The sequence below is a fragment of the Ensifer sp. NM-2 genome (assembly GCF_003024455.1).
In the GTDB taxonomy this organism is placed as follows: Bacteria; Pseudomonadota; Alphaproteobacteria; order Rhizobiales; family Rhizobiaceae; genus Ensifer; species Ensifer canadensis.
Genome location: NZ_PVZR01000001.1, coordinates 451,998 through 466,847, shown reverse-complemented (window position 1 = coordinate 466,847; position 14,850 = coordinate 451,998). Strand labels below are relative to the sequence as shown.

The 14,850-nt window shown below is 62.4% G+C and carries 15 protein-coding genes, 1 tRNA gene and 1 riboswitch; of the genes, 8 read left to right on the top strand and 8 right to left on the bottom strand.

Features of this window, described 5'->3' with window-relative positions:
• Nucleotides 1–5: 5 nt before the first annotated feature.
• A complete protein-coding gene (locus C6558_RS02355) occupies nt 6–2,222 on the top strand; it encodes an FAD-dependent oxidoreductase (protein WP_025425820.1) in 2,217 nt (738 codons plus the stop codon).
• A gap of 120 nt (nt 2,223–2,342) precedes the next feature.
• Here C6558_RS02355 and C6558_RS02350 read toward each other — a convergent pair whose 3' ends face one another.
• A complete protein-coding gene (locus C6558_RS02350; protein WP_025425819.1) occupies nt 2,343–2,627 on the bottom strand; it encodes a GIY-YIG nuclease family protein in 285 nt (94 codons plus the stop codon).
• A 690-nt stretch (nt 2,628–3,317) separates the two neighbouring features.
• Complete coding sequence (locus C6558_RS02340) at nt 3,318–4,202, bottom strand: DMT family transporter (RefSeq protein ID WP_025425818.1); 885 nt, start codon at nt 4,200–4,202, stop codon at nt 3,318–3,320.
• A 300-nt stretch (nt 4,203–4,502) separates the two neighbouring features.
• Here C6558_RS02340 and C6558_RS02335 point away from each other — a divergent pair, with 300 nt between their 5' ends.
• On the top strand, nt 4,503–5,087 hold the full coding sequence (locus C6558_RS02335) for a LysE family translocator (protein WP_225906201.1): 585 nt from the start codon (nt 4,503–4,505) through the stop codon (nt 5,085–5,087).
• A gap of 26 nt (nt 5,088–5,113) precedes the next feature.
• On the opposite strand, the gene C6558_RS02330 is transcribed toward C6558_RS02335, so the two are convergent.
• Nucleotides 5,114–5,587, bottom strand: coding sequence for an SRPBCC family protein (locus C6558_RS02330; RefSeq protein WP_025425816.1), 474 nt, complete (start codon nt 5,585–5,587; stop codon nt 5,114–5,116).
• Between the two features lie 136 nt (nt 5,588–5,723).
• Here C6558_RS02330 and C6558_RS02325 point away from each other — a divergent pair, with 136 nt between their 5' ends.
• Nucleotides 5,724–6,233 (top strand): helix-turn-helix domain-containing protein, encoded by a 510-nt coding sequence (locus C6558_RS02325; protein WP_025425815.1) that lies wholly within the window; start codon nt 5,724–5,726, stop codon nt 6,231–6,233.
• A 3-nt stretch (nt 6,234–6,236) separates the two neighbouring features.
• Here C6558_RS02325 and C6558_RS02320 read toward each other — a convergent pair whose 3' ends face one another.
• Nucleotides 6,237–7,325 (bottom strand): calcium:proton antiporter, encoded by a 1,089-nt coding sequence (locus tag C6558_RS02320; protein WP_025425814.1) that lies wholly within the window; start codon nt 7,323–7,325, stop codon nt 6,237–6,239.
• A gap of 183 nt (nt 7,326–7,508) precedes the next feature.
• On the opposite strand from C6558_RS02320, the gene C6558_RS02315 reads away from it, so the two are divergent.
• The 4 genes from C6558_RS02315 (at nt 7,509) to C6558_RS02300 (ending at nt 10,412) form a co-directional block, all read left to right on the top strand.
• Entirely contained in the window at nt 7,509–8,153 is a 645-nt protein-coding gene (locus C6558_RS02315) for a helix-turn-helix transcriptional regulator (protein WP_025425813.1), read from the top strand.
• 13 nt (nt 8,154–8,166) lie between these two features.
• On the top strand, nt 8,167–8,997 hold the full coding sequence (locus C6558_RS02310) for a thermonuclease family protein (RefSeq protein WP_025425812.1): 831 nt from the start codon (nt 8,167–8,169) through the stop codon (nt 8,995–8,997).
• 93 nt (nt 8,998–9,090) lie between these two features.
• Nucleotides 9,091–9,501, top strand: a complete 411-nt coding sequence (locus C6558_RS02305; RefSeq protein WP_025425811.1) for a tellurite resistance TerB family protein — start codon at nt 9,091–9,093, stop codon at nt 9,499–9,501.
• A gap of 98 nt (nt 9,502–9,599) precedes the next feature.
• On the top strand, nt 9,600–10,412 hold the full coding sequence (locus C6558_RS02300) for a sterol desaturase family protein (RefSeq protein ID WP_025425810.1): 813 nt from the start codon (nt 9,600–9,602) through the stop codon (nt 10,410–10,412).
• A gap of 87 nt (nt 10,413–10,499) precedes the next feature.
• Here C6558_RS02300 and C6558_RS02295 read toward each other — a convergent pair whose 3' ends face one another.
• The 3 genes from C6558_RS02295 to C6558_RS02285 form a co-directional block, all read right to left on the bottom strand.
• Complete coding sequence (locus tag C6558_RS02295; protein WP_038575856.1) at nt 10,500–11,333, bottom strand: transporter substrate-binding domain-containing protein; 834 nt, start codon at nt 11,331–11,333, stop codon at nt 10,500–10,502.
• A gap of 185 nt (nt 11,334–11,518) precedes the next feature.
• A tRNA-Gly gene (locus C6558_RS02290) sits at nt 11,519–11,593 on the bottom strand.
• Nucleotides 11,594–11,673: 80 nt separating this feature from the next.
• On the bottom strand, nt 11,674–12,771 hold the full coding sequence (locus C6558_RS02285; protein ID WP_025425808.1) for a 2'-deoxycytidine 5'-triphosphate deaminase: 1,098 nt from the start codon (nt 12,769–12,771) through the stop codon (nt 11,674–11,676).
• Nucleotides 12,772–12,845: 74 nt separating this feature from the next.
• Nucleotides 12,846–12,924: riboswitch (SAM riboswitch) on the top strand.
• 44 nt (nt 12,925–12,968) lie between these two features.
• Between C6558_RS02285 and C6558_RS02280 the strand changes: the two genes are divergently transcribed.
• Nucleotides 12,969–14,153 (top strand): O-succinylhomoserine sulfhydrylase, encoded by a 1,185-nt coding sequence (locus tag C6558_RS02280; protein ID WP_025425807.1) that lies wholly within the window; start codon nt 12,969–12,971, stop codon nt 14,151–14,153.
• 42 nt (nt 14,154–14,195) lie between these two features.
• On the opposite strand, the gene C6558_RS02275 is transcribed toward C6558_RS02280, so the two are convergent.
• On the bottom strand, nt 14,196–14,810 hold the full coding sequence (locus tag C6558_RS02275) for a CDP-alcohol phosphatidyltransferase family protein (RefSeq protein ID WP_025425806.1): 615 nt from the start codon (nt 14,808–14,810) through the stop codon (nt 14,196–14,198).
• Nucleotides 14,811–14,850: the final 40 nt, after the last annotated feature.

Here is a 14,850-nt window from a genome sequence, read left to right as displayed (position 1 = left end):
GAACCATGACGAAGTATACCAATTTCAAGATCGAGACCGATGCCGACGGCATTGCCCTGGTCACCTGGGACATGCCTGAGAAGTCGATGAACGTCTTCACCCAGGAGGTGATGGAAGAGCTGAACGCCATCGTCGACGAGACGACGGCCGATGCCGCCGTCAAGGGCGTCGTCTTCACGTCGGGCAAGTCGTCGTTCTCCGGCGGCGCTGACCTCTCGATGATCAAGTCGATGTTCACCTTCCAGCAGGAAGAAAAGAAGAAGGACCCTGATAACGCCGCCCAGAAGCTTTTCGACCTCGTCGGCCGCATGACCGGCTTGTTCCGCAAGCTCGAAACCTCCGGCAAGCCGTGGGTGTCGGCGATCAACGGCACCTGCATGGGCGGCGCCTTCGAGCTTTCGCTCGCCTGCCACGGCCGCGTCGCCTCGAACTCCAAGTCGGTCAAGATCGCCCTGCCTGAAGTCAAGGTCGGTATCTTCCCCGGCGCCGGCGGCACCCAGCGCGTGCCGCGCCTGACCAACGCGCAGGACGCGCTGCAGATGATGACCACCGGCTCGTCGCTGACCGCGGCGCGCGCCAAGGCGCTTGGCCTGGTGCATGAAGTCGTCGACGCCGACAAGCTGGTCGAGGCTGCCAAGGCGATGATCAAGAACGGCCTGAAGCCGGTCCAGCCCTGGGACGAAAAGGGCTACAAGGTACCCGGCGGCGGCATCTGGACCCCGGCCTCGGCCCAGCTCTGGCCGGCTGCCTCCGGTATCCTGCGCCGCGAGACGCAAGGCAACTACCCAGGCGCGATCGCGATCCTCAAATGCGTCTATGAGGGCCTGCAGGTCCCCTTCGACACGGCTCTGAAGATCGAACAGCGCTACTTCACCGAGATCCTTCAGACGACCGAAGCCTTCTCGATGATCCGCTCGCTGTTCGTCTCGATGCAGGAACTCGGCAAGGGTGCCCGCCGCCCGGCCGGCGTGCCGAAGTCCGAGTTCAAGCATGTCGGCGTCGTCGGCGCCGGCTTCATGGGCGCCTCGATCGCCTATGTGACGGCCGCCGCCGGCATCGCCGTCACGCTGATCGACCGCGACATGGAAGCGGCGACCAAGGGCAAGGCCCATTCGGAGGGCCTGGTCAAGGATTCGGTCGGCAAGGGCCGCCTGACCAAGGAAGAAGGCGAAGCGCTGCTTGCGCGCATCACGCCCTCCGCAGACTACAACGACCTGAAGGATGTCGGGCTCGTCGTCGAAGCCGTGTTCGAAGACCGCCAGGTCAAGAAGGACGTGATCGAGAAGGTGGAAGCGGTGATCGGCGAAGACACGATCTTTGCCTCCAACACCTCGACGCTGCCGATCACCGGCCTTGCGAAGAACTCGAAGCGTGCCGGCCAGTTCATCGGCATCCACTTCTTCTCGCCGGTCGAGAAGATGATGCTGACGGAAGTGATCCTCGGCAAGGAGACCGGCGACAAGGCGCTCGCCGTCGCGCTCGACTATGTCGCCGCGATCAGGAAGACGCCGATCGTCGTCAACGACACGCGCGGCTTCTACGTCAACCGCTGCGTCTTCCGCTACATCCACGAAGCCTATGACATGCTGATCGAGGGCGTGCCGCCGGCGATGATCGAAAATGCCGCCAAGATGGCCGGCATGCCGGTTGGCCCGCTGTCGCTCAATGACGAAGTGGCAATCGACCTCAGCCAGAAGATCCTGAAAGCCACCGTCGCCGATCTCGGCGAAAAGGCCGTCGATCCCAAGCACATGGCGCTGATCAACAAGATGGTCGACGACCTCGACCGTCGCGGCCGCAAGAACGGCAAGGGCTTCTACGAATATCCGGCAAAGCCCGCGAAGAAGTACCTGTGGCCGGAGCTGAAGACGCTCTATCCGCAAGAGAATGCCGACAAGATCGACGTCGAGGTGCTGAAGCAGCGCTTCCTGGCAACGATCGCGCTCGAAGCGGCCCGCACCATGGAAGAAGGCATCGTCACCGATCCGCGCGAAGCCGACGTCGGCTCGATCCTCGGCTTCGGCTTTGCGCCCTACACCGGCGGCACTCTCTCCTACATCGACGGCATGGGCGCCAAGGCCTTCGTCAAGATGTGCGAGAAGCTTGCCAAGGACTATGGCAGCCACTTCAAGCCGACGGCACTGCTGAAGGAAATGGCCGAACGCGGCGAAACCTTCTACGGCCGCTTCGACCCCTACGGCGAGAAGAAGCAGGCGGCGTAAAAGATCCCACCGAACATGCAGACAGGCTCCTCACGGAGCCTGTTTTCGTTTGTTGGAAATCTCAGATGAGTTGGCTACATCGCGACATAAGGTGCCGCAGAAGCGACCCTCGCCAATTTGTCACCACAATTCCTCATAGAGATCGCGCCAGTCCGGATTCATGCGCTCGATCAGGTCGAGTTTCCATTGGCGATACCAGCGCTTCAGAGATTTCTCACGCTGGATTGCAGAGCCGATCTGAAGGTGCTCTTCGTACCAAACCAACCGGGCGCACCCGTATTTTGAAGTGAACCCGGGCATCAAGCCTTCGCGATGCTCATAGATCCGGCGCGCAAGATCGGATGTTACGCCGATGTAGAGCGTCCCTTTCTTCTGATTGGTCACGATGTAGACATAGCCCGCCATGCGCGCGAATAGTGATGGCCGCTGCTCGTTCTGGTCAAGTCCAGATCGGAGTGGCGAGATGCATTGGTGATGCGGGAAAACAACCGGGATAAGAGAGGACCAATGATCCTCGCAATACACCCTTGCGTTATTGCTCGGGCGCATGGATCCTCGGGTCAAGCCCGAGGATGACTGTCGGAGGACGAGCCGATTTCCTTTTGATCCGAGAATAGGTGCGTCTTCTACTCTGGCAGGCTTCCCTTGGTGCCTGTCCGCGTCGCGAACGCTGGCGCAGAGAAACGTCTTCCCGTCGGGGAAAATGAAGCGTTCCGGCACCGCGACATGGGGCACTGAACGCACTTTGAGCATCACTTCGGTAGCATTTGTCTTCAGCCGGCCCTCCACCCGTCATCCTCGGGCTTGACCCGAGGATCCAGACCCGTTCGCGGCGCTAACCGATCGGTCCTTGCGTCAAGCCCGAGGAGCGCGGAGGAGAGAACGTTGCCGCGCGCCGGCAATCTTCTGCGCAGTCACTGCTGCCGTCGGGCGCTACCAAAGCACCGGCGCATCGGCGCGATTGGCCGGATCGGCCCAGTAAAGCGACGTCAGGACTTTGGCGAGGTGGCCGAATTCGGTGTAGCAATGCTGGAGCAGACCGGGCCGATGGCATCATGCCAGCTGGACAATCGAGCTACCGCTGCTTGAGGCGGGCTAAACCTCGGCAACCACCCGCCGATGGGCCAAGCGCTCGCCGACAATGATCGTCAGTCCGGCGACGAAGATAAGGCCGGCGCCGGCAAAGACGTTGCTCGCCGGAATATCGCCCCAGATCAGGAAGCCGAGGCCGAAGGCCCAGACGAGTGAGGTATATTCGAACGGTGCGATCACCGAGATCGGCGCCCGGCGCATGCCCTCGAACAGCGCATATTGCGCGATGCCGGCGATCACCCCCGTGCCCGCCATCAGCGCGAGATCGAACAGCGCCGGCGGCGTCCAGTAGAAGCCGACGGCAAGCCCGGTCATTGCGATGAAGAAGACGTTGGAGATCGTCATCTGCGTCAGTGTCGTCTCCTGGAGCGCGGTCTTGCGCAGCATCACCGTACCGATCGCCCAGAACACGGCGGCCATCAGCGCCAGGAAAACCGGCAGCGAGAGCCTCATGCCCGTTCCAAGCGGATCGCAGGCGATCAGCACGCCGATGAAGCCGAGCAGCACCGCGAACCAGCGGATTGGTGGCACGTCTTCCTTGAGGATCGGGACGGCCAGCAGCGTCACCACGATCGGCGCGGCGTAATAAAGCGTGGTCATTTCGGCAAGGGCGAGATCGCGGGCCGCATTGAAATAGGAAAGCCAGGCGGCCAGCAGCAACAGGTTGCGCACGAACAGCGGCTTGACGACGGGCGACGAGATCGCGCGGCGCACGAGCCTGCCCCGGCCGATCACCAGACACAGGAGGAGAATGGTGATGCTGCGGGTAAACAGGATCTGCCAGACCGAATAGCCGACCACCAGCCATTTGACCGACGCATCCTGCAGCGAGAACAGCAAATAGGAAAACGTCGTCATCACGATGCCGGAAAGCACTGTCTTGTTCATGGAAAGCCCCGATGGCAGCCGGGAGAAAAGGCGGCAGCGCCCGTCTGATAGCGCGCCGCCGCTCAAGGCGGAAGAGGTGGCGGCAGCCTGCGCTGTGGCGAAATCTTGGAGTGTGTTCGTACTTTCGCTTGATGGAGATCAAGGCCCCGGACCGGCCTCTTCGCTACGCATGAAGCAACCAGGTCGGGGTCGGTCCCGGGAGTTATGCAGAAAGTCTCAGTGCGGCGGCAACAGGAGCGTATCCAGATTGATGCGCGATGCTGTACATGACCGCAATATCGCCGCGAAACCGGATCCTCGATGATGCAACCGCTCGCCTTCACCCTTTCCGCCCTCGTCCTCTTGGCGACGCCGGGCCCGACGAACACCTTGCTCTGGCTCTCCGGCGCCGCGGTCGGTTTTCGGCGCTCGGCGCAGCTGCTCCTAGGCGAACTCGGCGGTTATCTCGCGGTGATCATTCCAGCCGTGGCGCTGCTTGCGCCATTTCTCGCGGCGCATCCGCAGATCGGGCTCGCGCTCCGGATCGTGGCTGCCTTCTGGGTCCTTTTCCTCGCCTATGCACTGTGGACCACCGGTGACGACAACCGGGCTTCGCCCGAGATCACCACCCAACGGGTGTTCGTTACGACGCTTCTCAATCCCAAGGCCCTGATCGTAGCCCTGGTGCTTTTGCCGCAGACCGGACTGGTGGCGACGATACCGTGGATCACAGGGTTTTCGCTGCTCGTCGTTGTCGCCGGCTCGTTCTGGATCGGCGCCGGCGCCATGCTCATCCGGCTGTCGCGCGGCGCGCACATGTCCAATCTGCCGCGCCGCATTGCCGCCGTCTGTCTCGCGGTGTTCTCCTTCGGCATCGCCGGCAGCGCGCTGGCAACGATGCTTTAATGCCGCAGATCCGCAGCGATGGCAGATCAGGCGGCTTCCGCCGTCTCGCCGAGTTCGGTGCCAAGCGCGGCGATCAACTCTTCCCAGCCCTCACGCCGATAGGCGACCTGGTCGAGCCCATCAAGAAAGGCCGCCTGCTCGGTGAAGACGATACGCGTGCCGGCGCCGTGCGGCTGGATATCGACGGTTGCCACCGAAGCGGAAATCCGCCGCTCGTTCTCAGCCATCGTATAGGCCGAGATGATGCGCCGGTTCTCGACGATATCGAGGTAAACAGTGTCGTTGTGATAGAAGGTCTTGCCGTCCTTGCTGAAGCGGCCGCTCTCGCGCCCGCCGACGCGGAAGTCGTGGCTATATTCGGCGACCGGCCACCCGTCCGCCTTGACGAACCAACGGTCGTGCGCCGCCGGATCGGCGAAGGCGCGAAAGACCTGTTCGGGCGTCGCCTTGAAAACCCGTTCGATGGTGAAGCTCGCATGTTCCACGGAATTGGCACTCATGATCTTCTCCTCTTCGATCCATTTGCGCAGACGCACCAGCGCTTCCGCGCGCAGCCAGATAACTGATTTCATTTTGAAAGCAGTTGCAAGATAATTCCACTGATGCAATAATGCAAGCAGTTTTGAAAGGACCCCAATGAAAGACGATCATCGCTCCGGCTGCCCGATCAATCTCTCGCTCGAGGTCTTTGGCGACAAATGGAGCCTGCTGATCGTCCGCGACATGATCTTCGGGGGCAAAAGGCACTTCCGCGAACTGCTGCGATCGCAGGAGGGCATCTCGTCGAACATTCTTGCTGATCGGCTGAAGATGCTTGTCGAGCAGGGAATGCTGACCAAGACGGATGACCCGACGCACAAGCAGAAGGCCATCTACAGCCTCACAGAAATGACCATCGCGCTGGTGCCGATCATGGCGCATCTCGGCGCCTGGGGGCGGCGCTACCTGCCCGTCAGCGAAGAGCTCAGCATCCGGGCCGAACTGATGGAAACCGGCGGGCCTGAGCTCTGGAACCGCTTCATGGACGAGCTTCGCTACGAGCATCTCGGACTGGCCCTCGATGGTCCGCCGCGCGTGCGCGCGACATTGCAGGCAGCCTTTGAGGATGTCGTCGCCCGCAAGACCAGGGAAAACGCGGTCGCTTGAGGACTACAAACCGATAGCCGAAAGCATGACGAAGGTGGAAAACAGCACGAAATGCGTCATGCCCTCGATGGCATTGGTTTGACCGTCGTTGAGATTGATCGCTGCAACGATCAGCGTGATCGCCACCATCACCGTCTGCACCGGCGACATCGCCATGATGAAAGGCTGGCCGGTGTAAAGCGCAATCGCCTCCATCACCGGCACGGTCAGGATCACGGTCGACAGCGATGCTCCGAGCGCGATGTTGACGACCGCCTGCATGCGATTGGCAAGTGCTGCACGCATCGCCGTCATGATCTCGGGCGACGCCGAGATTGCGGCGACGACGATGGCGGCGACGGCCGGCGGCGCGCCGCTCCCCTTGAGGCCTGAGGTCAGCAGCCCCGACATGATTTCGGCAAGCGCGCCGATCAGCACCACGCCAATGAGCAGGATCACGATCGACGGCAGCACCGGCTCGTCGGGTTCACCGGCATCATCAATCCCGTCGCTCCTCGCCCGGGGGTAGCTGTAGCTGAAGAAGTAGCTGTGCACCCCCACCTGCATGCGCAGGAACAGCGTGTAGAGCATGATCATCGCGCCGATGGTGAAGGCGGAATAGAAGTGCCACCTCGCGGCCGGCACGAATTCGGGCACGACCATCGAAATGCCCATCGCCGTCAGGATCATGACGCTGTAGGTGCGCGCGGAATTGTCGTTGTAGGGTTGCTCTCCGTGTTTCAGCCCGCCAAGCAGCGCGGCAAGACCGAGAATGCCGTTGATATCGAGCATCACGGCGGAATAGATCGTGTCGCGCACCAGCGTCGGCGAACTCTCGCCGGTCATCATGATCGCCAGAATGATCACTTCCACCAGCACGGCGGACAGCGTCAGGATCATCGTGCCATAGGGGTCGCCGACCTTGGCCGCGAGGACTTCGGCGTGATGGGCGACCCGCATCGACGCCAGCACGATCGCACCCACCAATGCGGCCGCCCCAACGAGCGAAGCTACCTGCCCCATTTCGAGCAAGGGGTGCTCCAGCACAAAACCGGCAATCGCGGCAACCAAGGCGGCGAACAGCAGACGTTCGGATTTCAGCACCGCCAACAAATGAGCCCCCTCGCCGGCTAAACTCAAGCAACGACAAGGACTATAGAAGCGGGCCACTCTATTTCAATCGGAACGACCAAGGATTATTTTCCTCCCTGTTCTTTACCACCCTGGCCGGCTTGGTTAATCTACTGTCGAATAAGGACGTGCGGCCGTCGCCGCCCTGCCGCGGAACAGACATTCATGCTGTCACACGACACCATCTGGCACGCCATCGATGCGTTGGCCGAGCGCCACCAGCTCTCGCCGTCCGGGCTTGCGCGCCGCGCCGGGCTCGACCCGACGTCCTTCAACAAATCCAAGCGCCAGTCCGCCGATGGCCGCGAGCGCTGGCCGTCGACGGAATCGATCGCCAAGGTGCTGGATGCGACCGGTGCGACCATCGACCAGTTCATGGCGCTGATGCGCCCTGACGCCGCCCGAACCGAGCCGTATAAACCCGCCATACCGCTGATCGGTTTTGCCCAGGCTGGCGCTGGCGGCTTCTTCGACGATGGCGGGTTTCCGGCCGGCCAGGGCTGGGACGTCGTCGATTTCCCGGCGGCGGCCGAGCGACGCGCCGGCATCTATGCGCTCGAGATCCAGGGCGAAAGCATGCTGCCGCTCTATCGCGACGGCGACGTTCTGATCGTCGACCCGGGCGCGCAGGTCCGGCGCGGCGACCGTGTCGTGGTCAAGACCCGCGAAGGCGAGGTTATGGCGAAAATCCTGGTGCGGCATACTCCACGCAATATCGAACTGCTATCGCTCAATCCGGAACATCCCAACCGGAGTTTCGAGATGAGCGAAGTCGAATGGATTGCCCGGATCATCTGGGCCAGCCAATAGGACATCTTTCCTGATGCGGCAGCAACTGGTCACCCTGGCAGGCGGGATTGCCGCCATAGCGCTCTATACCGGCATCCTCTATGCCGGCGCCACGACGATCCGCGACCGGGAAAGTGGCGCCACGCCGGACTTCGTGCTCGAAACGCCCGACATGGGGGAAACGCAGCCTGAGGTCGGCGCCGAAGACGTGCCGTTCGACATGACGGCCCCTGAACAGAACGACACGGTGCCTGATGGTGGCCAGAGCGAAAGCAGCTCCCACTCGACCGAGACCACTGCCCGCGCCATCGAACCGCAACAGTTTGGTCTGCCCGACGAAGTCACGACGAAGCCACTCGAACGCATAGAACCGCGAACGCCGCTGTCGGATACCGACAGGGACAAGCCGAAGGCGCCGACGGTCCTCCAACAGCCGATGGCGCTCGCCGCCGGGCTCATCCGCTTCGGCAAGATAACACTGCAACTCGACGGCATCGAGCCGGAAGCGGCGGAACGGACCTGCGAAAGCGCCGGCAAAAGCTGGCCCTGCGGCATGGTCGCCCGGACCGCCTTCCGCAACTTCCTGCGTGCCCGTGCGGTCAACTGCGACATCCCCGGAGACGGAACGGGCGAGACCGTCACCGCCCGGTGCACCGTCGGCGGCCAGGATCCTGCCGCCTGGCTGGTTGCCAATGGCTGGGCGACACCGTTGCCGGGCTCGGTGCTTGAAGAGCAGGCCGAAGCGGCACGCAAGTCAAGGCTTGGCTTCTACGGCGATGACCCGCGCGATTTTCGCCAAACGCCGATGCCGTTCGACGATCCGAGCGCCGCTGCAACGATGGACGAAGCGGCACCGGACTTGTAAGGAACGGCGGAACACACCAGTTCTTCCTACAGCGCCGCGCGTCTTATTAGACGCGCAGACGTCGCTGCAGCAGACACTTTGCGGAAAGCCTCCATGCCACCCAACCTCAGCCAGCACGAAGCCCTTGTCTATGTCATGGTGATGATGTCGGCGGTCGACCGGGAGATGAGCGACGACGAGTTCGCGCGCATCGGCAGGCTCGTGCAGTTTCTTCCCGCCTTCGAAGGCTTCGACGAGGACCAGCTTGTGCTCGTCGGCCACGAATGCTCAGCCCAGCTTGCCGCCCCTGAAGGCCTCGACATCGTGCTTGAGATCGTTCGCGAGGCGCTGCCGGAGAGGCTTTACGAGACGGCTTATGCGCTCGCCGTCGAGATTGCGGCCGCCGACCAGCGCATCCGCAACGAGGAGATCCGCCTTTTGCAGTTGCTGCGTGATCGCCTCGGCCTCGACAAGCTTACCTGCGCTGCAATCGAACGCGGCGCGCTCGCCCGCTTCCGCAGGTAACGGCGGGCCGATCCGGCCGGTTCACGTCAACGTGTCTTGGCGCTCTCCTGCCGAAGCGTGATATCGCTTCACCGAAAAACGGCAGCGAGGCCTGAGGGATGCAGCTTTTCGGCGTGACCGAACCCATGTGGCGCCTTTTGGCCTTTCTCTCGGTCTTTGCCGCCATGGCGGCGCTCGAGCTTCTGCACCCGAGGCTGGAGCGGCCGGAACTGCAAAAGGCGCTGAAGGCGCGCCGCTGGTTTACCAACCTCTCTATCCTGGTTCTGTCCTCGCTTTCGCTGCGGCTGATCTTCCCGGCCGCTGCCACGGGCGCGGCACTCTGGGCTGAAGCGCGGGGATACGGCCTGCTGCCGGCATTGGGCGTTCCTCCGCTCGTGGCCGGCGCAATCGCCTTCGTCTTGCTCGACTTCGCCGTCTGGCTGGAACATGTCGCCTTTCACAAGGTCCCCGCCCTATGGCGAATGCACCGGGTTCATCACGCCGACCCGGGCGTCGACCTGACCACGGCGCTGCGCTTTCATCCGCTGGAGATCGTCGTCTCGATGATCTGGAAGATTGCCGTCGTCGTCGCGCTCGGCGCACCTGCCGTCGCCGTGCTGATGTTCGAGATCGTGCTGAATGCCGCTGCCATGTTCAACCATGCCAATCTGCGGCTGCCACCCCGCCTCGACCGGGCGCTGCGGCCGCTGATCGTCACGCCCGACATGCACCGCATCCACCACTCGACCGAGCGCTCGGAAACGGATTCGAACTACGGCTTCAACCTGGCGATCTGGGACCGGCTGTTCTCGACCTATACGGATCGGCCGCGACGGGGCGACGATGCGATCGAAACGGGGTTGACCGCCTATGGCCGCAGCGAGCCGACCAAGCTTTTGTGGTCGTTACTCCTGCCCTTCCGTCGCAGTTGATTTGGAGCATGTCCGCGCAAAGTGTGCGGCGGTTTGGCGACATAAACTGCAGAGCGTTTCTGTCTCAGAGGAGCCGCTGAAACGCTCCTAGTAAATTCCGTTCGGGAAATAGCGCAGGTAGATCTCGTCGAGCCGCCCACTGCGCGAAAGCGCCAGCAAGGCGTGATCGATCGCCTGCGTCAGCGCCGGCTCGGCCTTGCGGTTCATGATCGTCAGGCCCTCGCCAAGAAAGCGTTGCGAGAAATAGGCGCCGTCGACAAGCGCGCAGCATCCGGCGGCAGCGCTGCCGGACACCCAGAAGGAAAGCTGCATGCCGTCGGAAAAGACGGCTGCGACCTCGCCCTTCTGCAGAGCGGCGAGCATGGCATCGCGATCGGGAAAGATCCTGGCTTCAAGCTTGGGGAAAAAGGCCCTGAACATCACCTCATGCGTGGTGCCGGAAACGACGCCCACCGCCTTGCCCTTCAGGCCCGACGGATCGGAGACGGCGCCGGCTGCCTTGGTGTTGACGGCGAAGCGCGCAGGAAGCCGTATGAACGGCCTGGAGAAGCCGAAGCGCTGACGCAGTTCCGGACTGACGGAGATGCCGGCGGCGACCGCCTCGCCCTGTCCCTCTTCCAGCGCCGGGAGCAGCTCGGCATAGGTGACCGCCTGGATCTGGCATTTGGCTTCGATATCGAGTTCGCGGCAGATCTCGCGCACCAGGTCGACATGGAAGCCCGAAAGCTTGCCCGATTGGTCGATGAAGTTGAACGGCGGGAAATCCACCGTGGTCAGGAACCGTAGGCGCGCAAGGCCGGTCAGATCCGGCTTGGCAATGCGCTCGCGCGCATCGAACAGATTGGGCAGATCCCTGGGCTGGGCGGCAAGCGAACCGGCCATCAGATACACGCACAGAGCCAGCAGTCGGTGGATTTTCATGGGCAATGGCCAGCGCGTCTCTTGGTGGTACCGCACGGCCAGCGCGGCCGCAGATGATTCATGGGTGATGACAAGATTAGCCGGATGGAACCGGGCTGGCTACTGGCTTCGGCGTCCGACGGTTCGGGCCGTCGCACGCAGGAGTGCCGGCTCAAAGCGCGATGGGCTGACATTGAAGAAAAAAGTGGAGCGGGTGATCGGGATCGAACCGACGACATCAAGCTTGGGAAGCTGGCGTTCTACCACTGAACTACACCCGCAGCGCTTCGGAAACTTCCTCAACCGCATGCATCTGTCAAGGACCGTTGCGCCGCGTTGCCGCGCAACGGCACTTTTTCTGTTACTCCGCGTGGAAATGCTTGGAGAGCTTGAGACCCTGAGCCTGATAGTTGGAGCCAAGACCGAGGCCGTAAAGTCCCTCCGGGCGTTCCAGCATATGTTCATAGACCAGCCGGCCGACGATCTGGCCATGCTCGAGGATGAAGGGAACCTCGTGGCTGCGGACTTCGAGCACCGCTCGGCTGCCGCTGCCGCCGGCAGAGGCATGGCCGAAGCCCGGATCGAAGAAGCCGGCATAATGCACGCGGAATTCACCGACCAATGGATCGAACGGCGTCATCTCGGCAGCGTAGAGCGGCGGAACATGCACAGCTTCGCGCGAAACGAGGATGTAGAATTCGTCGGGATCGAGGATCAGCTCGTCGCGGCCACGGCTATAGAGCGGCTCCCAGAAGTCGAACACGGCATGCTGCGCCTTCTTGTCGACATCGACGACCGCGGTGTGATGCTTGCCGCGGTAGCCGATCAGTCCGTCCGGGCCCGTACCCTTGAGATCGATCGAGAGCGCGATCCCGCCGCCGCTGACATTGGGCTTGTCGCTCGCAACCAGCATATCGCTTTCATGCAGCGCCAGCAGTTCCTGCTCGGAGAGCAGCGACTGGCCGGTGCGGAAGCGGATCTGCGACAGGCGCGAACCGCGCCGCACGACGATCGGGAAGGTGCGCGGGCTGATTTCGAGGTAAAGCGGTCCGCGATATCCAGCCGGGATCTTGTCGAACTCCTGGGCGCGATCGGTGATGACGCGGGTGAAGATGTCGAGGCGACCGGTCGAGCTCTTCGGATTTGCCGAAGCCGACATGGTCTCCGGCAGATCGAGGCTTTCCATCAGCGGCACGATATAAACGCAGCCGGTTTCCAGCACGGCGCCGTCGGAGAGATCGACGACATGCAGTTTCAGCCGGTCGAGCTTGTCGGCAACGAGATGCGCCGGCCCCGGCATGAAGCTCGCGCGCACGCGAAATGCCTTGGCGCCGAGGCGCAGGTCGAGGCTTGCCGGCTGGATCTGATCGGTATCCAGCGCCTTTTCGCTTTTCAAGCGTCCGGTCGCAAACAGCGCGGCGATCGCGCGGTCGGCCAAAATCCCAGTCTCGCGGCCCATTTCGATCCTCTTTTCAGTTGCGAGACAAAACCAAACTCCAGGAATTGACGCAAGCGCACCCAAGCAGTATTGGAGCTTTATCCCGTGGTGATTTGGCCGGTCGGCTTGCAGCCACGTTAAACAAGTAGCTAAAAAGGCCGGGTTTCAAACCGGCCCTTCACGCGGCCGGTTTTTTTGTTTTTGAAGGTGATCGTCACATGAGCAAAAACTGGCGCCCGGCAACCCAACTCGTCCACGGCGGAACGACCCGCTCCCAGCACGGCGAGACGTCCGAGGCGATCTTCCTCACCCAGGGCTTCGTCTACGAGACATCCGAGGCGGCGGAAGCACGCTTCAAGGGCGAGACCGAAGGCTTCATCTATGCCCGTTACGGCAGCCCTACCAACGACATGTTTGAAAAGCGCATGTGCATGCTGGAAGGCGCCGAAGACGCGCGCGCCACGGCATCAGGCATGGCTGCCGTCACTGCCGCCATTTTATGCCAGCTGAAGGCCGGCGACCACATCGTTGCCGCCCGCGCCCTCTTCGGCTCCTGCCGCTGGGTGGTCGAGACGCTGGCCCCGAAATACGGCATCGAATGCACGCTGGTCGACGGACGCGATCTCGCGAACTGGGAAAAGGCGATCCAGAAGAACACCAAGGTCTTCTTCCTGGAAAGCCCGACCAACCCGACGCTGGAAGTGATCGACATTTCAGGCGTTTCTCGGCTCGCCAACCAGATCGGCGCCAAGGTCGTGGTCGACAACGTCTTCGCCACGCCGCTGTTCCAGAAGCCGCTGGAACTCGGCGCGCATATCGTCGTCTATTCCGCCACCAAGCATATCGACGGCCAGGGCCGGTGCCTCGGTGGCGTGGTTCTGTCCGACAAGGACTGGATCAACGAGCATCTGCATGACTACTTCCGCCACACCGGCCCGGCGATGTCGCCGTTCAACGCCTGGACGTTGCTGAAGGGCATCGAGACGCTGCCGCTGCGCGTCAAGCAGCAGACCGAAAACGCCCGTCGCGTCGCCGACTTCCTCGCCGAGCAGCCGCAGATCGCCAAGGTGATCTACCCCGGCCGCGCGGACCATCCGCAGGCCGACATCATCGCCAAGCAGATGACCGGCGGTTCGACCCTTGTCGCCTTCGAACTCAAGGGCGGCAAGGATGCGGCCTTCGCACTGCAGAACGCACTGCAGATCGCCCGCATCTCCAACAATCTTGGCGATTCCAAAAGCCTGATCACCCATCCGGCGACGACGACGCACAAGAACCTGACGGACGAAGCTCGCGACGAGCTCGGCATTTCCGCCGGCACCGTTCGTTTCTCCGCCGGTATCGAGGACAGCGACGACATCGTCGAGGACTTCGCCCGCGCGCTGAAGACCGTCAAGGCCTGATACCCACGAACAAGACGGCCGCCCCGAGATCGGCGGCGGCCGCTACTCGACGTCGCGAAAACGCGTTCGCGCGAGCACAATGCGCGATAGCGCGGTGTAGAGGCAGACGACCGCAAACAGCGCCGCCAGCAGCGGAAACCACGTCGGGAACAGGCAGAAGGCCAGGAAGGCGGCGATCGTCTCCGTCGCCTCGGCAAGCCCGGTGGTGAAGTAGAGCGATTTTGCCCCCCGCACATCCGTCGTCATCGCTCGCTTTTCGGCCATAATGGCATAGGCGAGAAAACTCGATCCGTTGACGTAGAACGAGAAGAGCAGCAGACCGCCGACAAGACCGTTGGCCTGCGGATCGGCGCCGATGAAGCCGAGCGGGATGGCACCGTAGAAGGCGAAGTCGAGCACGATGTCGAGGAAACCACCGAAATCGGTTTTGCGCGTGGCGCGTGCCACCGCACCATCAAGTCCATCGCAAAGCCGGCTAACGACGATAACAATGGCGGCGGCAAGGTAGTATTGTCCGGCAATGAGGACAGCGGCAACGAGGCCGAGCGCGAGGCCGGTGATCGTGACCGCATTGGCACCGACACCCCCGCGGGCAAGTGCTGCACCGAGCCGATCCAGTATCGGATCCAGATGTTTTCTCACCGCGCCATCAAGCATCGGCCTCGCCTTTCCGCAGACTTGCCGCCGACGCATGCAA